General features: G+C 56.1%; 17 protein-coding genes. 5 read left to right on the forward strand and 12 right to left on the reverse strand.

Translation table 11 applies throughout. The features are described from left to right. Positions 1 to 111 precede the first annotated feature (111 nt). Positions 112 to 435 carry a DUF1889 family protein gene (locus ETG88_RS10105; RefSeq protein ID WP_100778837.1) on the reverse strand — a complete coding sequence of 108 codons (324 nt, stop codon included), beginning with the start codon at positions 433 to 435 and terminating at the stop codon, positions 112 to 114. Positions 436 to 704: 269 nt separating this feature from the next. Between ETG88_RS10105 and ETG88_RS10110 the strand changes: the two genes are divergently transcribed. Then, positions 705 to 1,874, forward strand: a complete 1,170-nt coding sequence (locus tag ETG88_RS10110) for a coiled-coil domain-containing protein (RefSeq protein ID WP_123428314.1) — start codon at positions 705 to 707, stop codon at positions 1,872 to 1,874. Here the strand turns inward: ETG88_RS10110 and ETG88_RS10115 are convergent, their stop codons facing one another. After that, positions 1,875 to 2,639: a siderophore-interacting protein gene (locus ETG88_RS10115; protein ID WP_129035344.1), complete on the reverse strand. Its 765-nt coding sequence runs from the start codon at positions 2,637 to 2,639 to the stop codon at positions 1,875 to 1,877. A 235-nt stretch (positions 2,640 to 2,874) separates the two neighbouring features. On the opposite strand from ETG88_RS10115, the gene ETG88_RS10120 reads away from it, so the two are divergent. Next, positions 2,875 to 3,423, forward strand: coding sequence for a PadR family transcriptional regulator (locus ETG88_RS10120; protein WP_129035345.1), 549 nt, complete (start codon positions 2,875 to 2,877; stop codon positions 3,421 to 3,423). Here the strand turns inward: ETG88_RS10120 and ETG88_RS10125 are convergent. Together ETG88_RS10125 and ETG88_RS10130 are read right to left on the reverse strand one after the other, a co-directional pair. Beyond that, a complete protein-coding gene (locus tag ETG88_RS10125; protein ID WP_129035346.1) occupies positions 3,420 to 4,979 on the reverse strand; it encodes a methyl-accepting chemotaxis protein in 1,560 nt (519 codons plus the stop codon). The two genes, ETG88_RS10120 and ETG88_RS10125, sit on opposite strands and share 4 nt — an antisense overlap. A 341-nt stretch (positions 4,980 to 5,320) precedes the next feature. Beyond that, the gene (locus ETG88_RS10130) at positions 5,321 to 6,841 is read right to left on the reverse strand and encodes a methyl-accepting chemotaxis protein (protein WP_123428308.1); all 1,521 of its coding nucleotides are present in this window, start codon (positions 6,839 to 6,841) and stop codon (positions 5,321 to 5,323) included. Between the two features lie 435 nt (positions 6,842 to 7,276). On the opposite strand from ETG88_RS10130, the gene ygjG reads away from it, so the two are divergent. Then, the gene (gene ygjG / locus ETG88_RS10135) at positions 7,277 to 8,656 is read left to right on the forward strand and encodes a putrescine aminotransferase (RefSeq protein ID WP_181826894.1); all 1,380 of its coding nucleotides are present in this window, start codon (positions 7,277 to 7,279) and stop codon (positions 8,654 to 8,656) included. Between the two features lie 85 nt (positions 8,657 to 8,741). On the opposite strand, the gene lsrG is transcribed toward ygjG, so the two are convergent. The 6 genes from lsrG to lsrA are packed head-to-tail and all read right to left on the reverse strand — an operon-like array spanning position 8,742 to position 14,428. Beyond that, complete coding sequence (lsrG, locus tag ETG88_RS10140; protein WP_100778831.1) at positions 8,742 to 9,035, reverse strand: (4S)-4-hydroxy-5-phosphonooxypentane-2,3-dione isomerase; 294 nt, start codon at positions 9,033 to 9,035, stop codon at positions 8,742 to 8,744. Further along, on the reverse strand, positions 9,032 to 9,919 hold the full coding sequence (gene lsrF, locus ETG88_RS10145; RefSeq protein WP_100778830.1) for a 3-hydroxy-5-phosphonooxypentane-2,4-dione thiolase: 888 nt from the start codon (positions 9,917 to 9,919) through the stop codon (positions 9,032 to 9,034). Before lsrF ends, lsrG begins: the two co-directional genes overlap by 4 nt. 11 nt (positions 9,920 to 9,930) lie before the next feature. Next, positions 9,931 to 10,932 (reverse strand): autoinducer 2 ABC transporter substrate-binding protein LsrB, encoded by a 1,002-nt coding sequence (gene lsrB, locus ETG88_RS10150; protein ID WP_129035347.1) that lies wholly within the window; start codon positions 10,930 to 10,932, stop codon positions 9,931 to 9,933. Beyond that, positions 10,929 to 11,912 carry an autoinducer 2 ABC transporter permease LsrD gene (gene lsrD, locus ETG88_RS10155; RefSeq protein WP_129035348.1) on the reverse strand — a complete coding sequence of 328 codons (984 nt, stop codon included), beginning with the start codon at positions 11,910 to 11,912 and terminating at the stop codon, positions 10,929 to 10,931. Before lsrD ends, lsrB begins: the two co-directional genes overlap by 4 nt. Beyond that, complete coding sequence (gene lsrC, locus ETG88_RS10160; RefSeq protein ID WP_129035349.1) at positions 11,913 to 12,944, reverse strand: autoinducer 2 ABC transporter permease LsrC; 1,032 nt, start codon at positions 12,942 to 12,944, stop codon at positions 11,913 to 11,915. It lies immediately after the preceding gene. Next, positions 12,941 to 14,428: an autoinducer 2 ABC transporter ATP-binding protein LsrA gene (gene lsrA / locus ETG88_RS10165; protein WP_129035387.1), complete on the reverse strand. Its 1,488-nt coding sequence runs from the start codon at positions 14,426 to 14,428 to the stop codon at positions 12,941 to 12,943. Before lsrA ends, lsrC begins: the two co-directional genes overlap by 4 nt. A gap of 217 nt (positions 14,429 to 14,645) precedes the next feature. Here lsrA and lsrR point away from each other — a divergent pair, with 217 nt between their 5' ends. Together lsrR and lsrK are read left to right on the forward strand one after the other, a co-directional pair. Further along, positions 14,646 to 15,617 carry a transcriptional regulator LsrR gene (gene lsrR / locus ETG88_RS10170; RefSeq protein ID WP_102104835.1) on the forward strand — a complete coding sequence of 324 codons (972 nt, stop codon included), beginning with the start codon at positions 14,646 to 14,648 and terminating at the stop codon, positions 15,615 to 15,617. A gap of 33 nt (positions 15,618 to 15,650) precedes the next feature. Further along, positions 15,651 to 17,231, forward strand: a complete 1,581-nt coding sequence (lsrK, locus tag ETG88_RS10175; RefSeq protein WP_129035350.1) for an autoinducer-2 kinase — start codon at positions 15,651 to 15,653, stop codon at positions 17,229 to 17,231. Positions 17,232 to 17,291: 60 nt separating this feature from the next. Here the strand turns inward: lsrK and ETG88_RS10180 are convergent, their stop codons facing one another. Both ETG88_RS10180 and ETG88_RS10185 read right to left on the reverse strand, forming a co-directional pair. Next, positions 17,292 to 17,819, reverse strand: coding sequence for a DUF943 family protein (locus tag ETG88_RS10180; RefSeq protein WP_129035351.1), 528 nt, complete (start codon positions 17,817 to 17,819; stop codon positions 17,292 to 17,294). Beyond that, positions 17,819 to 18,664: a YPO3983 family protein gene (locus ETG88_RS10185; RefSeq protein WP_129035352.1), complete on the reverse strand. Its 846-nt coding sequence runs from the start codon at positions 18,662 to 18,664 to the stop codon at positions 17,819 to 17,821. The genes ETG88_RS10180 and ETG88_RS10185 overlap by 1 nt, the downstream gene beginning before the upstream one ends. Positions 18,665 to 18,815 lie beyond the last annotated feature (151 nt).

Here is an 18,815-nt window from a genome sequence, read left to right on the forward strand (position 1 = left end):
TAATCGCTTGGTCGCTGGTCATGCTCAGCATGGCCACCAAACATAAAGGGCTTACGCCAAAACGTAAGCCCTTAGTTTTTTCAGGATTCATGAATCAGCGGCGTGGATAACTCACACGAGCTCCCGGAGTTGCTCCTGCATATATGCAGAAAAGTATTCAGGGTTCTTGATAACGACGTGGTCAGTTGAGTTAATTTTCTCAGCCCATCCGGCGACTTTTTTGGTGAAGTCCGGATCCCATCCCTCCTGGCTGCCACGCGCCATCACATCAGCGGCGCTGGCTGGTGTACCCAACTCTTTCAAATACTTGAATATTCCCTTCGCGGTACTCTCGTCCATCGACTGCGGCACTGACGCGGAAGTGTCCATACCCCCAATGAAATCCAATGCTTTCTCAATGACTGTTGGCATACTCTTATCCTTAAAATTAACCATCTGGTAACTACGCTTTACCAGGGCCTGAAATTGATCGGAAATTCAAAGAGATTGTCACGGCACCGGAACCCCTCTCTTACCCTTGAGCGCTCCGGTACATTCATAAAGCATTGCACAATCCACACACCCGAACCATTAACCCCCTCACAAACATCTAAAACTAAAGAAATCCCTCGTCGCGCCGATCATCATCCGTGTGTATTATTTCCTGTAGCTCTTACCACAACTAACCTTAACTCAAATACTTAAGCGCTAAAGCGAAAGGCATCATGAGCACACCGATCAAGCGGCTAGAAATCATAAAAAATGCCATTGAACTGGAAGATGACGACATCATTTACAGTCAGCTGGCACGGCTGAAAAGTGAAGCGTTTGACGATGAGCTACAGGCGATCGTCGCGGCGCTTGAGAATAAGAACTACACGGCAGCGATGGCTGCCATCACTGCCTGGTTGCAGAGTCAGCGCTCACTGACCCAGTGGCGCGACCCGCAGGTGGCTGCCAGCAAACTCGAACTGAGAGCATTAGAAGAGCGTCTGCGCGATCTGATTGACCGCCGCAACGCCCGCGTGCAGCAGCTCGACGAGTTCAACGATCTCTATTTCTCCCGACTTGGCCCGCTGATGTCACAAATCCTGCAACTGCGCAAAACCCTGGCGGAGCTGAACCTGCGCCGCCAGCAGGCGGAGGCGCGTCGTCGCGAAGAGGATTATCGCCGCTGCCAGCAATATATGGCGCAGGCCGTAGAAGTGCTGGCCACGCTGACTCAGCGCTGGCGTGCCCTGCCGGCCGACTCCGTGCAGGCCGCCGAAGCGCGTAAGCATCTGCAGCAGCAAAGCGATCTGATTGCCAATCTGCTGGCCGAGGCGCAAGAGCTGGAAATGGGCTTAACGCGCGAAGAGGAGCCAGCGCGTCAGGCGCGGGACGAGGCCAACGAAGAGTACGAGAAATACCGCGAGCAGCACCACGATGCTGAAGTGCGTCTGCGCAAAGGCAAAGATCTGTCGGAAGAGGATCAGAACGAGCTGAAACGGCTCTGGCGTCAGGCCAGTAAGCTCTGCCACCCGGATCTGGTGGCGGACGATCTGAAAGAAGAAGCCAACACCATGATGGTGCAGCTCAACCAGGCCAAACAGCGCGGCGATGTGAAGGCCATTCGTTCGCTGGTTGCGCGTCTGCAGCAGGGTTTTGAGCCGCTAATGGCAAGCGACCGCCTGAACGATCTGGAACGTATTCGCAAAAAAATGGCGCAGGTACGCGAACAAATCGACACATTAGTGAACGAACTGGCAGAGCTGGAAAAAGAAGAGTCCTGGCTGCTGGTCTCCTCGCTGAGCAATATGGAGACCTATTTTGCCCAGCAGGAGAAAGCGCTGCACGACGTGCGCGCTGCGCTTGAACATCAGGTGAACGCAGCGCAGCTCGACGAAGTGGCCTGATTACTTCGCGTGCCAGTACGCGCTGGCACGCACCAACTGTGGATCAATCGCGTCAGTCTCAAACTGGCGGCTCAGATTTTTCACCACCTTCCCTTCCCCGGTCAGCCAGATAAAGTAATCCCCGGCAGGCACGTTCAACGTCGCCAGCCGATCCGCCACCGCCTGCTCGCTGTGCCCGACAATCCAGGTGATGTTGAAATCACTCAGATGCGCCAGATAGTCCTTATACGCTTCGTCACCCACGGTCACCACTGCGTGAATCTCCGGGCGAACCGGTAGCTGTGCGATAGCCTCCAGACGGCGACGCAGCGCAGGCATTCCGGACTCATCACACACGTACAGCTGCCAGGCGTAATCTTCGGGCACAACCAGCGATCCGCGCGGGCCGCCGATCGTCAGTTTATCGCCCTCTTGCGCCTGCACCGCCCAGTTGCTGGCGACACCGCCATCGTGTACGAAGAAATCGAGCACCAGTTCGTGGCGTGGTTCGTCGTACAGCGGCGTGTAGTCACGCGCCATAGGACGCACACCGTCGCCCCAGTCGATGCCTTCGTCAGTGACTACCGGCGGGACAAAAGTCGCGCCCGGCGCCGGGAAAAAGACTTTGGTGTGGTCGTCAAAACCCTTTGAGCTAAAGCCCTCCAGCGCGTCGCCGCCTAAGACGATGCGTTGAAAGCCAGCACTTATACGCTCAACGCGGAGCACGGTCAGCTCGCGAAAGCGCAGTTCATTGCGTACACGTTGTGGGTAGCGGGTCGATGTCATGTTTCTGCCTTCGTGAAGTGAATACGATATATCTAAATAAATTTTAAATGATAATGATTGCTAACAAACGGGATTGCAAGTCTTTTTTTGATATAGCCATCACAAGGGTTTCCCGCCACATCAACTCATAATTAAATTCTATAAATTCATATAGATACTACAAATACAGAAAACTGCATTGCTAATTCGATAACTTTAGATATAAATTAGATATATCAAATTAAGGAGAAAACCGATGCGACATTCCCACGACGATTTCGACAGAGACCATCACCATCATGGCCGCGGCACCGACCATCACGGCGGCGGCGGTGGACGCCGTCAGCGCTTCTTCGGCCACGGCGAGTTACGCCTGGTGATTCTGGAGATTCTGACCCGTAACGCCAGCCACGGCTACGAACTGATTAAAGAGATTGAGAGCATGACTCAGGGGAATTACACCCCCAGCCCGGGCGTGATCTATCCGACCCTCGATTTCCTGCAGGATCAGGCGTTTATTACCATTTCGGAAGAGGAAGGTGGGCGCAGGAAGATTGCGATTACCGTTGCCGGGCAGCAGTGGCTTGACGAAAATCAGGAACATCTGGAACACATTCAGGCACGTATTAATGCGCGCTGCGTGGGCTTCCAGCTGCGTAAAAACCCGCAGATGAAGCGGGCGCTGGATAATTTCAAAGCGGTTCTCGACCTGAGAGTGAATCAGGGGGAGATCAGCGACGCGCAGCTCAAACAGATTATCGGCGTGATCGACCGCGCGGCGCTGGAGATCTCCCAGCTGGATTAAGCCAGCGCGTCCTCGCGCACGCGGAACACTTTTACCAGCTCTTTCAGGTGCATCGCCTGATCGTTAAGCGAGGCCGCTGCCGCAACCGACTCCTCCACCAGGGCAGAGTTCTGCTGGGTGGTGGAGTCAATCAGGCCAATCGCGCTGTTAATTTGCGAGATGCCTTCCGTCTGCTCGTGGCTCGCCTGACGGATCTCACGCAGAATGACGTCCATCTCCTCCACGTTCCCGACCATGCCGTTAATCAGCCCGCTCGCTTTTTCCACCAGGTTCATCCCGTCCTGGGTCTGACTGGTTGAGCTTTCAATCAGCTGGCGGATCTCGCTGGCCGACGAAGCGCTTTTCTGCGCCAGCTGGCGCACTTCACCGGCCACCACCGCAAAACCGCGCCCATGCTCACCGGCACGCGCCGCCTCAACCGCCGCGTTCAGCGCCAGAATATTCGTCTGGAACGCTATCGCATCGATCAGGTTGATGATATCCGACATGCGGTTAGAGGTTTCGTTAATCAGGCGCATTTTCTGCGTCACCTGCTTCATCATCTCGCCGTTGTTTTTCACCACGCTCGCCGCATCAGCGGAGAGGTTTGTCGCCTCACCCGTATGGGCCGCGGTATTTTTCACCGTAGCGGTGATCTGCTCCATCGAGGCCGCGGTTTGTTCTACGGAACTGGCCTGCTCTTCGGTACGCGCCGCCAGATCCTGGTTCCCCGCCACAATCTGCGCCGCCGCGCTGGAGATATTTTCCGAGCCAGACTGCACCTGCTGCACAATTTCCAGCAGTCGGGTTTTCATCTCCATCAGGGCATGCAGCAACAAGCCTGTTTCGTCTTTCGTGCGGGTGGTGATGTTGCGGGTTAAATCGCCTTCAGCAATGGCTTCAGCAAACGCCACCGCCTCGCCCAGCGGACGGGTGATGGATCGCACGATAAACCAGCCAATCGTACTGCCGATCAGCACGCTAAACGCGGTGATGATCACCAGCAGCAAGCGGTTGGTGTTGAAATCGCCGTCCACCTGCTTTCCGGCGCTTTGCATTTCGCTGTTTTGCACCGCGATCAGCTCCTGCACTTTGGCTTTGTAAGCCTGTTGCAGATCCACAGTGTGGGTCATCATCTCCTGGATCGCCCCCGCGCGGTCGTTGTTCTGCACGGCCTGCAAAATCCGATAGCGGGAGTCGAGATACTGCTGACGCACATCGCGGATGCCGGTCAGGATCTGTTGCGATTTTGCGTCTTTCAGGGAGTTATTCAGGTCAGTCAGAATGACGGTAATCTGTTCGCTGATCGCTTTCAGCCGCTGCTGCGACTGGGCGGCATACTTGCCCTGCTCATCCAGCAGCATGAGCTGTTGAGTGCTAACAAATTCCTGGAAGTTATCAATCAACTGATTGGCTTTTACCGTCGTCGGGTAGTCGTGGGTAATGATGGTTTGCATCCCGTTATTTGCCCGGTTAAGGCTCAGGAGCGACAGGCTGGCACTTACCACCATCAGAACAATTAAGAATCCAAAGGCCAGAAATAATTTTGTGCCGATCTTTACGTCATGTAAGAACATATATACTCCATCGATGTGATTATTTCTCAGACGATCAGCGTTATCGGTAACTTTCACGCTAACTTTATGACTTTGATCGTTTTTATATTTCATAACCACTGCAATGGATAGGCTGAATCTATTAATAACGCGCCATCGATCGTTACTTAACCGTCAGACAGGCAGTTTTTGAAATAGCGTTGGGGTAAATTGGCTTAGGTGGGGATAAATAACTGAGACAATTACTTTAGTTATTTAATATAAAATTAACATTTCAGCGTAAATATAATTACAACGTCGGGAACAAAAAAGCCCGCTTATTTCAGCTGAAACAAGCGGGCTTTTTCTTGAACGTTACTGAATCAATGAAGAACCGTGACCGCATCTTCCAGACGTCCGGCGCGGTGCTTCACCATCGCCGAGACGCGGGCGCTCTCTTCCACCAGATCGGCGTTTTTCTGCGTGATGTCATCCAGTTCGGCTACCGCACGGGTCAGGTCAGACAGACCGGTCGCCTGCTCGGAGGTCGAGTGGCTGATCTGGGCAATCAGGCGCGTCACGTTTTGCACCTGCTCCACGATGTCATCCATGGTGCGCCCGGCGGCGTGAACCTGATCGGACCCCGACTGCACCTTGCTGGCGCTGGCATCAATCAGCTTACGAATATCGTTGGCGGCGCTGGCGCTGCGGCTTGCCAGATGACGCACCTCTCCGGCCACCACGGCAAAGCCTTTACCCTGCTCGCCCGCACGCGCCGCTTCAACCGCCGCATTCAGCGCCAGGATATTGGTCTGGAAGGCGATATCGTTGATAAGTTTGGTGATGGAGCCAATGCGCTGGGTGCTGTCGGCAATATCATCCATGGTTTTCACCACGGTCTGCATCGCGTGGCCCCCTTCCGCTGCCGCGTCGCTCGCCACTATCGAGAGTTTATCGGCCGCGGCTGCGGTTTCAGAGTTGCTCTGCACCGACGCCGCCATTTGATTCATCGTCGTCACGGTCTGCTGCACATTCTCGACCGTCTGGCGGGTGCGATCGTTGAGATCTTCATTGCCCTTCGCCAGTCGGTCGCTGCCATCGCGCACACTTACCACCTGGCTGGATACATCATTGATCAGCCAGCGGCACATCAGCCCCAGCTGTCCGACCGCGCGCAGGGTCAGCCCCAGCTCATCGCTGCGGTTGAGATGGTCAACGCTGTTACGCTCGCCGGTCGCCACTTTGAGCGCCTGACGCGCCACATTCTCTATCGGGCGCACGATTTGCTGCTCGAACAGGAGAGTGCCCAGCAGCATCACCAGCGCGCTCGCGCCCAGTGCCGCCCAGCTCGCATGAGTGGCAATAAGCGTGGCAGCCAGTGCCACAAACAGACCAGCCATCACACCACGTACCCGCCAGCGCAGCGGCATCGCCGGTAATTTCCCGCGCCAGCCCTTACTCACCACCAGCCCTTTATGTACACGTTTATTGCAGCGCCCTTCGTTCAGGGCTTTATACAGCGGCTCGACTGCGGCGATCTCCTCCGCCGTGGCTCGGGTGCGAATCGACATGTAGCCCGTCACCTCTCCGCCGCGCACCATCGGCACGGCATTGGCGCGCACCCAGTAGTGGTCGCCATTCTTACGGCGGTTTTTCACAATTCCACTCCACGGCTCGCCCTGTTTCAGCGTGTACCACATATCGGCAAAGGCCGCTTTAGGCATATCCGGGTGGCGCACCAGATTGTGCGGCTGGCCCAGAAGTTCATCCAGTTGGTAGCCGCTCACTTTCACGAAGGTGTCGTTGGTGTGGGTCATGTGGCTGTGGAGATCGGTGGTGGACATGAGGGTGGTATCGTCGTTCAGAGGATATTCGTTCTGAGTGACATACGGTTGAGCGGACATGATGGGCATCCCTTGCAGGTTATTTGAATGTTAATTTTGTGGGTTTATCTTTTTTCGGCGGTAAATAATTTATCTTTAGTTGTTAAATCCGATCGAGATCGCAAATTGCAGTTAAACCGCACTTTTTGTACGCATTTCTAATTGATTGATTTCAAATACTTTCACAGAGAAATTACCCACAAAGGCCCACCCGTTAACGCCTCCTTAAGTGGCAAACCATGCACTACAAGGGTGCAATTGACGAATTCCAGGGCACTCGCCAGGCCAGATAGCCCAGCGGCAAAGCGCGTATCTTTTCTTCCGGCACGATTAAATTTTGCACAACATTATGTTGACCTGGCATTTATCCCGATTTTCGTTAAGTCACGGGAAGTGGCGTAATCCCTGCAATAATTAATTCAGTATCATGTGATACGCGATCCCCCGGAGCTCATTTTGAACAGGTTACCTTCCAGCGCCTCGGCTCTCGCCTGTACCGCGCACGCACTGAATCTCATCGAAAAGCGAACGCTTGACCATGAGGAGATGAAACAACTTAATCGAGAGGTGATTGATTACTTTAAAGAACATGTGAATCCGGGATTTTTAGAGTACCGAAAATCTGTTACCGCTGGCGGGGATTACGGAGCCGTAGAGTGGCAAGCGGGAAGTCTGAATACGCTTGTCGACACCCAGGGACAGGAGTTTATAGATTGCCTGGGTGGTTTTGGAATTTTCAACGTGGGGCACCGTAATCCAACTGTGGTTTCCGCCGTACAGAATCAACTCGAGAAACAACCCCTTCACAGCCAGGAGCTGCTCGACCCGCTTCGCGCCATGCTTGCGAAAACGCTGGCAGCATTAACGCCCGGCAAGCTGAAATACAGCTTCTTCTGCAATAGCGGCACGGAGTCGGTCGAAGCGGCGCTGAAACTCGCCAAAGCGTACCAGTCGCCGCGCGGGAAATTTACCTTTATCGCGACCACGGGCGCGTTCCACGGCAAGTCGCTGGGCGCACTGTCGGCAACGGCAAAATCGACGTTCCGCAAACCCTTTATGCCGCTGCTGCCGGGCTTCCGCCACGTGCCGTTCGGGGATATCAACGCGATGCGTACCGTGCTCTCCGAGTGCCGTAAAACCGGCGACGACGTGGCTGCGGTGATCCTCGAGCCGATTCAGGGCGAAGGCGGAGTGATCCTGCCACCGCAGGGCTATCTGCCTGCGGTACGTAAGCTGTGCGACGAGTTTGGCGCGCTGCTGATTCTGGATGAAGTGCAGACCGGAATGGGGCGCACCGGCAAGATGTTTGCCTGCGAGCATGAGAACGTGCAGCCGGATATCCTGTGCCTGGCGAAAGCCCTCGGCGGCGGCGTGATGCCGATTGGTGCCACCGTTGCCACCGAAGAGGTGTTCTCGGTACTGTTCGATAATCCGTTCCTGCATACCACCACCTTTGGCGGTAACCCGCTGGCCTGTGCGGCCGCGCTGGCCACCATCAACGTGCTGCTGGAGCAGAACCTGCCCGCGCAGGCGGAGCAGAAAGGCGATATGTTGCTGGACGGTTTCCTGCAGTTAGGGCGTGAGTACCCGGATCTGGTGCAGGATGCACGCGGCAAAGGGATGCTGATGGCCATCGAGTTTGTGGATAACGAAATCGGCTACAACTTCGCAAGCGAGATGTTCCGCCAGCGCGTGTTGGTGGCCGGAACGTTGAACAACTCGAAAACCATCCGTATCGAACCCCCGCTGACGCTGACCATTGAGCAGTGCGAAGCCGTATTAAAAGCGGCCCGCAAGGCGCTGGCGGCAATGAGGGTGAGTGTGGAAGAGGCGTAACGACCACTCTCTCGCCGGATAGCGCTGCACTTACCCGGACTACGCAATCGGTAGGCCGGGTAAATCGCAGTGCCTCCGGCGATTTTTACGCCGGCATTAACCCGACAAAGCTCCGCTTCTTCCTCGGCTCCGACATCAGCGCTTCGAGTTTCTCCACGCAGGCCAGATAGTGCGGCGTCTTCTTATGCGCCAGCACTGCCTCTTCGTCTTTGTAAGCCTCGTAGATAAAGAACCGGGTTTTCACGCGCGGGTCCTGTAGCACGTCAAAACGCAGATTTCCCGGCTCCTGAATGGCGCCCTCATGATTGGCGCGAAACACCTCCAGAAACTCATCCACGCGCTCCGGTTTAATATTGATTTCCACTAACGTCACATTCATTTCACCTCTCCCTGTTTCTCTTCCTGCCAGAACTGGAACGCCTCGCGGGCGCTCATGTTCTCGTGAACCACTTTCTTCACTGCCTTCAGCATCGCCAGCGGTGCGCTGGACTGGAAGATGTTGCGCCCCATATCCACGCCTGACGCCCCCTGGTCGATGGCGCGGAAACACATCTCCAGCGCTTCGTGTTCGGGCAGTTTTTTGCCCCCGGCGATCACAATCGGTACCGGACAACTGGCGGTGACTTTTTCGAAGCCCTCTTCCACGAAATAGGTTTTGACGAACTGCGCGCCAATTTCGGCGGCAATTCGGCTGGCGAGCGAGAAATAGCGCGCATCGCGGGCCATCTCTTTCCCGACGCCGGTCACTGCCAGGGTTGGAATGCCATAGCGATTGCCCGCATCCACCAGCTTGATAATGTTGTTGATAGACTGGTGCTCAAACTCGCTGCCGATATACACCTGCGCCGCCACCGCGCAGACGTTCAGGCGCAGCGCGTCTTCCATTGCCACCGCCACGCACTCGTTCGACAGCTCGCCCAGAATCGAGTTACCGCCCGACGCGCGCAGCACCACCGGTTTGTTGGTGGCTGGCGGAACGGTGCTTCGCAAAATCCCACGGGTACACATCAGCACGTCGGTTTCGGCAAACAGCGGAGCAATCGACAGATCGATACGCTCAAGCCCGGTAGTCGGCCCCTGGAAATAGCCGTGGTCGAAGGCGAGCATTACGGTGCGGTTGCTTTTCGGGTTGAAGATGCGCGCAAGCCGGGACTGCATCCCCCAGTCCAGCGCGCCGCAGCCCTTCAGGGTAAAGGGCACGTTCTGCTGCGGCGTGCCGATACCGAAATCTTTTCCGTCTTTGATGTCATCTAAATCAGCCATGTTTTCCCCCGTCAGAAGTCGTATTTATCAATGTTCTCTTTAGTGAACACCACGCGCTCCGGCAGCAGCACGATGCCGTTCCCCTTCGCCTCATACTGATAACCCTGCACGCTGTTAGGCTCGACTTTCAGCACGCCGATGCCTTTCACATCCACGCTGTCGCCCACGTTAAGATCGCCTTTTTTCAGCAAATGATCGGCGACATTGACCGCAATTTTGCCCTGCTGGACCACATCCCACAGGCCGAAGGCTTTTACCGTGCCGCGCTCGACGTACGGACGCATCACGTTCGGCGTACTAAAACCGACAATCGCCACCCCTTCGCGCTTGAGATTCTCCGCCGCCTGCGCCGCCGCTGGCAGCGCGTTAGCATCCGGCGCGATGATCGCATCCAGATCCGGGTAGGCTTTTAAGATCCCCTCGGCGGTTTGCAGGGATTTGGTCGCGTCGTTATAGCCAAACTGGGTGGTGACGATTTGCCACTGCGGGTGGTCTTTCTCGATTTTGGCCTTCGCCTCTTTCACCCACTGGTTCTGGTCCGTCACGGTTGGGCTGGAGTAGAAGAACGCGACTTTGGCGTTAGGTTTCGTGACCTGTTTTCCGGCCATATCCACCAGCAGGCTGCCGAGCTGCTCCGGCGTACCCTGATTGATATAGATGCTGCGGCATTCGGGTTTAGTGTCGGAATCCCAGGTCAGCACTTTCACGCCGCGCTGCATCGCGCGTTTCAGCGCCGGGCAGAGTCCGTCCGGCGATACGGCGGAGACGATAATGGCGTTGAAGCCCTGGTTAACGAAGTTGTTGATGAGCTGCACCTGGCCGGAGACGCTCGGTTCGGTCGGGCCATCGTAGGTGACATCCACGCCCAAATCTTTACCCGCCTCTTTTGCGCCGTTCCCGCCGCTGGTAAAGAAGCCGACGCCCACCAGTTTAGGAATGAACGCAATCCGTTCGGCGGCCTGCGCCGAGGCAAAGCTTAACGCCATCGCCAGGACTATCAGTTTTGTTTTCATCTTACGCTCCGGGTATTTTTTGTGAGAAGAGTGCGCAGCCATTCACGGTGCAGACTCAGCGAACGTCCCATCACCACCACAACCAACAGCGCCCCTGACAGCGCGCTCGACACCTGGTTGGGGATGCCGACCATCTGTAAACCCTGCTGCAGATACCCCACCAGCAATGCCGCCAGCGCTGTACCCACAACCGAACCTGAACCGCCATAAATATTCGCCCCGCCGAGCACCGCCGCCGTGAGCGCGGGCATCAGCAGATCGCGCCCCAGATCGGAGCGCGCCGAGCCGAAATAGGAGACCATCACCAGCGCGGCGATCGCCGACGCCACGCCCACCAGCCCGTACAACGCATACGGCATCCCGTTCACCGACAGGGCGGCATAGCGCGCCGCGCGCGGGTTTTGCCCAATCAAAAACAGGTGGCGACCAAAGCGCCCGCGATGGGTGATCAGCCAGAAGAAGAAGGAAATCACCGCGAACAACACCAGCGGAATCGGCAGGCCGAACAGCGTCAGATTGGCGAAGGCGGTAAAGCTGTCCGGGAAGCCGCCGATGCCCTCGTAGCCGGTCGCGCCCGCCATGCCGGAGAGCAGCAGCGCCCCGCCGCCGTAGAGGTAGAGCGTACCGAGGGTAATCACCAGCGGGCTGATGCCGGTGTAGTGGATCAGCGCCGCGTTAAACAGGCCGCACAGCAGGCCGAGCATCAGCGTGAGCGGTATCGCCAGCGTCATGGGCCAACCGGCCTGCATCATCACGCCCAGCGCAATCGCGCACAGGCCAATGGTCGAGCCGAGCGAAATATCAATCCCGCCGCTGATGATCACCAGCGTCAGCGGCAGCGCCACAATACCGATGCAGATGAAATCGCTGGTGCTGAACAGCAGCATGTTGATATCCAGCATCCGTGGGTTGATGGCCCCGAACAGCAGGATCTCCAGCACCAGTAAAATCAGCAGCGCGCTTTCCCAGTTAAGCTTCATTTACGCCACCTCTTTTTTGCGTTTCGGAAACGGGGTGACGTGCTTTCCCCCTTTGTTGCCGGGCTGGAAACGGCTGTACTTCAGCGCGCGCTGATGACGCGCCAGCGCCTGACGCAGACGCCCGTCGAGGACCAGCACACCGAGCAAGACCAGCCCGGCGATAAAGTCATTCCACCAGGCCGGGAGCTTGAACAGCACCAGCACGGTGTCGATTTGTGTGAGGAAGAAGGCGCCGAGAAACGCGCCAATCAGGGTGCCGATTCCGCCCAGAAGGGAGATTCCGCCCAGCACGCAGGCGGCGATGGCTTTCATCTCCAGCCCGCTGCCGGTCTGATTCGGCACAAAACCGATCTGCGACGCAAAGACGATCCCGGCGCAGGCGGCCAGCACGCCGTTGAGGGTAAACGCGATCATCCGGGTGCGGTTTACCGCCACACCGAGCTGACGCGCGGCGGCCAGGTTATCGCCCACGGCGTAAAAATCACGGCCAGACGCGGTGCGCGACAACGTCCACGCGCCAATCAGCGCCAGAAACAGCACCACCATACCCAGCGGCGAAACACCGACGGCGACAGGTTCCGACAGGGCTTTCAGGCTCGACGGTAATCCTTCGATCCACTTCCCGCCGGTCCACAGCAGCATCGCCCCGCGATATAGCCCCAGCGTGCCGAGAGTGGCGACAATCGCCGGAATACGCAGCCCAACCACCAGCAGGCCGTTAAAGGCCCCGGCCAGCGCGCCAATGGCGACCGCAAAAAGCATCGACACCGGCAGGCTGTAGCCGTTGTTAAGCGCCACGCCGACGGCGATCGCACATAGCCCGACCGTCGAGCCAACCGACACATCAATGTTGCGCGTCAGCATCACCAGAGTCGCGCCGAGGGCCAGCAGGATCAGGATTTGCGAACTGGCGAAAATCATCCCCAGCGTCTGAAAGCTCAAATACGCCGGATTAAGCGCCACCAGCACGCCGAACAGCGCCAGAATGGCGAGAAAGGCGCTCAGCTCGCGGTTCTTCAGTAACGTCTTCATGATTGTCCTCCAAAGGCCAGCGCCATCATCCGATCGAGGCTGACGGCGTGGCGCGGCAGTTCACCGCTGAGCACGCCCTGATGCATCACCAGCACGCGGTCGGCGAGACCCGGAAATTCATCGAGATCGCTGGAGATCATCAGCACCGCCACGTTCTGCGCCGCCACGCTTTTGATCAGCTGATAAATGTCCGCGCGCGCCGAAACATCGACGCCGCGCGTCGGCTCATCCACGATCAGCAGCAGCGGATTGGCTTCCAGACAGCGGGCCAGCAGCACCTTCTGCTGATTGCCGCCGGAGAGCGTGCGCACGGTTTGATCCGGGTGGTTGAGTTTGATCCCAAGCGCCCGGTGGTAACGCTCCACCACCGCCGCTTCGCGCTTGCGCTGCTGCCAGAGGGACGGCTCGTTCAGCGCCACGGTGTTCCAGCGGATCGGCGCATCGAGAAACAATCCGGAAACCTGCCTGTCCTCCGGGAGATAGACCAGCCCTTTGGCGAGACGCGACAGGACGGAGTCGCCGCCGATCTCCTGGTTCTCCAGCCAGATCCGCCCGCCGCGTGCGGGCCGCAGCCCGTAGAGCGTCTCCGCGAACTCGGTGCGCCCGGATCCCACCAGCCCGGCCAGGCCGACGATCTCTCCGGCGTAGATCTCGACATTGAGATCGATAAAGCCTTCGCCCGTCAGATCTTCCACCCGCAGCACCGGGAAATCCTGCGCCTGCGTGCGGCGATTGCCCGGCAGCGCCAGCCACAGTTTTTGCGTGTCGCTTAAGGCGTGCTCGCGGCTGACCGGCGTCATGGCGGCGATTAAGGCGCTGTCGTCATAGCCCGAGGTTTCGCCGCTCAGCACTACCGCCCCGTCGCGCATCACCGAGATGTGGCTGGCGAGCTGGCGGATCTCCGGCAATTTGTGAGAGATAAACACGATGCCGACGCCGAGATCCTGCAATGCGCGGATCTGGCGGAACAGGCGTTCCGTTTCCCCCGGCGTGAGTGAGGCGGTCGGTTCATCGAGGATCAGGATCTTCGCCTCGCGCATTAATCCGCGCAGGATCTCCACCATCTGCTGATCCGCCACTTCGAGGGTGCTGGCAGCGGCGTCGAGATTCAGCTGACACTGCAGCTGCTGGAGTTTATCGGCGAGGCGTTTTTCGTGTTGCGTTCCGCGCGGCAGACGAAAGAGGATGTTTTCGCGCACGGTGAGATTGGGAAACAGCATCGGCTCCTGCGGCACCAGGTAGATCCCCAACTGGTGTGCCTGGCCGGGCTTGAGGCGCGCAAATGGCTTGCCTTCAACATAAAGTTCACCGCCGTCGGGCGATTCCACCCCGGCGATAATTTTCATCAGCGTCGATTTTCCCGCGCCGTTGCCGCCCATCAGAGCATGGACCTGACCGGATAGCAGCGTGAAATCAATGCCTTTCAGCACCGGTACGCCGGAGAACTGCTTGTGGATATCACGCGCTTCGATCAGGACTGTCATCATCGCTCCGCTATTGAACAAATGATTTTTTGATTTAATAATGTTCAAAAGCGTAGACGGTGAACTATATTTACAACCGTGCAGGGATCACAGTTTTATCGATTCAGATCCTGATAACTCTGCGTTGTTTCTTTAAAGATCCGTTTTGCCGCGTGGCTCACACTTTCTGCCCGCGTCTGAGCGAACATATGATCTAAATTTTTATAAGAGTTCAAATATGGGCGATAAACGCACTGCCGAAGAGAGTCGGTTTGCCGGGCTGGCGCTGGCAGAGGAAGAACTGGTCGCCAGGGTGGCGTGGTGTTACTACCACGACGGCCTGACGCAGAACGATATTGGCGAGCGCTTAGGGCTGCCGCGCCTGAAGATCTCCCGTTTACTGGAAAAAGGGCGTCAGTCCGGGGTGATCCGCGTACAGATAAATTCCCGCTATGAGGGATGTCTGGCGCTGGAAACTGAGCTGCAACAGCGCTTTAACCTGAAAATGGTTCGCGTGGTGCCAGCCCTGAATACTGCACCGATGAACGTGCGGCTGGGGATTGGCGCAGCGCAGTCGCTGATGGGGTTACTGGAACCGGGACAGCTGCTGGCGGTGGGATTTGGTGAAGCGACCATGAGCTGCATTCAGCACTTAAGCGGCTTTATTAGCTCACAGCAGGTGCGGCTGGTGACGCTTTCCGGCGGCGTGGGCCCTTATATGACCGGCATCGGTCAGCTGGATGCGGCCTGTAGCATCAGCATGATCCCGGCCCCGCTGCGGGTTTCATCGGCAGACGTTGCCGGCATTTTAAAACGCGAAGCCAGCGTGCGGGACGTGATCCTCGCCGCCACCGCCGCCGACGCCGCCGTGGTGGGTATTGGCTCCGTGAATCAGCGCCGTGACGCCACCATTTTGCGCTCGGGCTATATCAGCGAAGGCGAGCAGCTCATGTATGCGCGCAAAGGCGCGGTCGGCGACATCCTCGGCTATTTCCTTAATGCCGCAGGCGAACGGGTGCCCGACCTGGAGATTCATCAGGAATTGCTCGGCGTCACGCTCGAGGAACTGGCGCAGTTGCCAACCATCGTCGGCGTGGCAGGAGGGGAAGAGAAAGCAGATGCGATTTACGCCGCACTGAAAGGTCGACTTATTAATGGCCTGGTGACGGAAGAGACGACAGCCCGCGCGGTGCTTGCCCTGGCGAAATAAGCCACTTGCCCCGTGCCAACACGAGGCAAGCTCATGAGTTACCTTTTAGCGTTAGATGCAGGGACGGGAAGCGTTCGCGCCGTTGTATTTGATTTGCAGGGCAACCAGGTCGCCGTCGGCCAGGCGGAGTGGAAACACCTGAGCGTGGAGAACGTGCCAGGCTCGATGGAGTTCGATCTCGACACCAACTGGCGGCTGGCCTGCCAGTGCATTCACCAGGCGCTGGAGCGCGCGCACCTGAGCGCAGCGGATATTCAGTCCGTCGCCTGCTGTTCGATGCGCGAGGGGATCGTGCTGTACGACCGCAACGGCGATGCCATCTGGGCCTGCGCTAACGTCGATGCCCGCGCCAGCCGGGAAGTGGCTGAACTCAAAGAGATCCACGACTACCGTTTTGAATCCGAAGTGTATGACGTCTCCGGCCAGACGCTGGCCCTGAGCGCCATGCCGCGCCTGTTATGGCTGGCGCACCATCGTCCGGATATCTATCGCAAGGCGGCGACCATCACCATGATCAGCGACTGGCTGGCGGCGAAGCTTTCGGGCGAGCTGGCGGTGGATCCTTCCAATGCAGGCACTACCGGGATGCTCGATCTCTTCAGCCGCGACTGGCGCCCTGCTCTGCTGGATATGGCCGGGCTGCGGGCCGATATTCTCTCCCCTGTCAAAGAGACGGGCACGGTACTGGGAGCGGTGACCCGCGAAGCGGCGCAACAGAGTGGGCTGCGCGAAGGCACGCCGGTGGTAATGGGCGGTGGCGACGTGCAGCTGGGCTGTCTGGGGCTGGGCGTGGTCCGCGCCGGGCAAACCGCGGTGCTGGGCGGAACGTTCTGGCAGCAGGTGGTGAATTTGCCGCAGGTGCGCACCGATCCGGAGATGAATATTCGCGTTAATCCGCACGTGATACCCGGTATGGTGCAGGCGGAATCCATTAGCTTCTTCACCGGGCTGACGATGCGCTGGTTCCGCGACGCGTTTTGCGCTGAAGAGAAACTCATTGCCGAGCGGATGGGGATGGACACTTACGCCCTGCTTGAAGAGATGGCAGCCCGCGTTCCGGCGGGATCGCACGGCGTGATGCCGATCTTTTCCGATGCGATGCATTTTAAGCAGTGGTACCACGCCGCACCGTCGTTTATTAATCTCTCCATCGATCCGGAAAAATGCAATAAAGCCACGCTGTTTCGCGCGCTGGAAGAGAATGCGGCGATTGTCTCCGCCTGTAATCTGGCGCAGATTTCGCACTTTTCCGGGGTAACGTTTGAGAGCCTGGTGTTTGCAGGCGGTGGCGCAAAAGGCGCGCTCTGGAGCCAGATTTTAAGCGACGTCACCGGGCTGCCGGTGCGCGTGCCGGAAGTCAAAGAGGCGACCGCGCTGGGCTGCGCCATTGCAGCAGGCACCGGTGCCGGGTTGTATGCCGATATGGCATCGACGGGGGAAAAACTGGTGCGCTGGAGCCGGGAATTTACCCCCAATCCAGAACACCGCGAACTGTACGACGGCATGATGCAGAAATGGCAGGCGGTGTACGCCGACCAGCTAGGTCTGGTCGACAGCGGGCTGACCACGTCGATGTGGCAGGCCCCGGGTTTAAGTAAACTTTCCGAGACGTAAAACGCCAATTACTCGCGTGCTTTGAATAACAGTTTGCCTGCCCGCAAAATGGGCAGGCATTCAGCGAAACAACCAGCGATCCAGACTATTGTTTAACCTTATGTCCAGATCCTCGAAATACCGTTCATAGTTACTTTTCTGCACGCTGCCGTCCGTATCCTGAACATATATCCCGCCAGCACTATGAATATAAAATGTTACGGTTCCATCCTGATCACGTTCAATCTGCATCTGCATGCTTTTATCTACACAACGATTGTCGCTAGTGATATTTGTGAAGCAATAATAATCATCGATCCGGCGGCTAGTACTATTTTTTATGCCGCCGACAGCTTCCATTATTGTAATCTGTTCAAAGTCATCCATTAAAATGTGATAACGATTTTGTAAGATCTCTTTGTTATCATTAAACCAGCTAATTTTATCCCGATCGGTTAATGGCAAGTGATCAACAGCAATCACATAATGACCAAGCCATACATTTTCAGAAAATAAAATATTCACTTTCTGCAACGTCCATGCATTATAGAAAGCCAATATTAAAAAGATCAACGTTAGCGGTTTCTTAAAAAAAAAGATGGCTCTCATCAATAATCACCTATTCTTTCAATTGTTCCAAAATTAGTGAAAAATGGTTTGAATGCAAAATCTCTGTGTCTTTGTAAGAAAAACCAGATCCTAAAAAATCGGAATTCTTTGTAGAGTTTATTGCTGATATCGATAACATCCAGACCAAAATGGTCCTGAGCCTCTAAATGTAAAGTTGCACTCCAACCCATAGCGTATCGTTGAATATCCAAAAGTCTTATTTTCTGCGCAGCAATATCATGTACACTTATTCCAAGACCATTAACTCTATCTCCAGATGAGTTGAACTTATTTAACTGTGACTTTAGTAAATTTATTTTCAATTTATGAAAAATGGCAGGAAAATAAACATCCCTGGATTTATCATGCAATTCTTTTTTAAGTGTTGACTCGATTATATTAACCGGGTCATTTTGATTGTATTTATCTACTCTAGAATGAAAAGCCGAATTCAGCCGTTGGCTATAAAACCCGCTACCATGCCCAAACTGAAAGTGATCGATCATCTCCCCTATCAGCATCTTGTATTCACCCTGAAAGGAAAATAGGGTGGATAGTTCTTTCATCTCAGCGAACAGAATACGCACGCACTCCTGATGCGATATTTTTCTGCCGGATGGAGGCTGGTGAAACACCGTGTCTATCGGATTGTTTAGTGGAAAGTCATACCGCATGAGGCGATAAGGATCCACTTTGGCAGAGATATCCCTGAGGCCAAGCGCCAGCAGTTCCTGCTCCCCCATATCCCCACACTGCATATCGTCGGCGTTAACGTCGTTAAAACGTGAGACCGTCTCGAAGAGGGTGCAGGGTAAATCCATTGATAAGCTGAAAGAGTTAACCATTTCTTATTTACCTGATTAATAATCAATGAGTTACAACAATTCAGCGCCAGACAGTATATTAAAATGCGACGAAAAACAGGACTTACCTCACATTCTCTGTGCAACCTCCTCGGTAGCTCCGTTCTTTGAATCCCATCACATTCATCACACG

The organism is Lelliottia nimipressuralis, from assembly GCF_004115925.1.
GTDB lineage: Bacteria > Pseudomonadota > Gammaproteobacteria > Enterobacterales > Enterobacteriaceae > Enterobacter > Enterobacter nimipressuralis.

Coding starts and splice junctions, on each gene's coding strand:
- ETG88_RS10185 (WP_129035352.1), bottom strand. CDS start 18,664: ATGGTTAACTCTTTCAGCTTATCAATGGATTTACCCTGCACCCTCTTC.
- lsrG (WP_100778831.1), bottom strand. CDS start 9,035: ATGAATGTGACGTTAGTGGAAATCAATATTAAACCGGAGCGCGTGGAT.
- ETG88_RS10180 (WP_129035351.1), bottom strand. CDS start 17,819: ATGAGAGCCATCTTTTTTTTTAAGAAACCGCTAACGTTGATCTTTTTA.
- ETG88_RS10130 (WP_123428308.1), bottom strand. CDS start 6,841: ATGTCCGCTCAACCGTATGTCACTCAGAACGAATATCCTCTGAACGAC.
- lsrA (WP_129035387.1), bottom strand. CDS start 14,428: ATGACAGTCCTGATCGAAGCGCGTGATATCCACAAGCAGTTCTCCGGC.
- lsrF (WP_100778830.1), bottom strand. CDS start 9,919: ATGGCTGATTTAGATGACATCAAAGACGGAAAAGATTTCGGTATCGGC.
- ETG88_RS10110 (WP_123428314.1), top strand. CDS start 705: ATGAGCACACCGATCAAGCGGCTAGAAATCATAAAAAATGCCATTGAA.
- ETG88_RS10120 (WP_129035345.1), top strand. CDS start 2,875: ATGCGACATTCCCACGACGATTTCGACAGAGACCATCACCATCATGGC.
- lsrC (WP_129035349.1), bottom strand. CDS start 12,944: ATGAAGACGTTACTGAAGAACCGCGAGCTGAGCGCCTTTCTCGCCATT.
- lsrD (WP_129035348.1), bottom strand. CDS start 11,912: ATGAAGCTTAACTGGGAAAGCGCGCTGCTGATTTTACTGGTGCTGGAG.
- ETG88_RS10115 (WP_129035344.1), bottom strand. CDS start 2,639: ATGACATCGACCCGCTACCCACAACGTGTACGCAATGAACTGCGCTTT.
- lsrK (WP_129035350.1), top strand. CDS start 15,651: ATGAGTTACCTTTTAGCGTTAGATGCAGGGACGGGAAGCGTTCGCGCC.
- ETG88_RS10105 (WP_100778837.1), bottom strand. CDS start 435: ATGGTTAATTTTAAGGATAAGAGTATGCCAACAGTCATTGAGAAAGCA.
- ETG88_RS10125 (WP_129035346.1), bottom strand. CDS start 4,979: ATGTTCTTACATGACGTAAAGATCGGCACAAAATTATTTCTGGCCTTT.
- lsrB (WP_129035347.1), bottom strand. CDS start 10,932: ATGAAAACAAAACTGATAGTCCTGGCGATGGCGTTAAGCTTTGCCTCG.
- lsrR (WP_102104835.1), top strand. CDS start 14,646: ATGGGCGATAAACGCACTGCCGAAGAGAGTCGGTTTGCCGGGCTGGCG.